General features: G+C 54.2%; 1 protein-coding gene. It reads left to right on the top strand.

The window, feature by feature from the left end; translation table 11 throughout:
• Nucleotides 1–34 precede the first annotated feature (34 nt).
• A partial coding sequence (locus tag WG929_RS21070) for a hypothetical protein (protein ID WP_416207632.1) occupies nt 35–295 on the top strand: 261 nt, incomplete at its 3' end.

The following is a 295-nucleotide window of genomic DNA, read 5'->3' as shown; positions in this document are numbered from 1 at the left end:
TGGATCTACTGGACATGCTCGACGAGGACGCGTCATGAATCAGTTGCTGCAGGCACCATTACCCTCCGGTATTTCTGAACGCCTTGCTTGTCACGTGCTGGATATTGGTCGTAATACCTTTGTGCCATACGCGCCCGTTATCATTTTTGCGGGCCCGGTGAGCCCACACCGACAAAAGCGCAAGGATACCCAACAGCCACGAGCCCTGAGTGTCGAAGAGCGTACTCAGGCAAAAGCGGTGTTGAGTAGCACTGAGTATCAGGATCAACCACCGGCGCAGGTGTATTACAGCCTG

The organism is Oceanobacter antarcticus, assembly GCF_044962685.1.
GTDB lineage: Bacteria > Pseudomonadota > Gammaproteobacteria > Pseudomonadales > Oceanobacteraceae > Oceanobacter > Oceanobacter antarcticus.
This window is presented reverse-complemented; position numbering and strand designations above follow the sequence as displayed.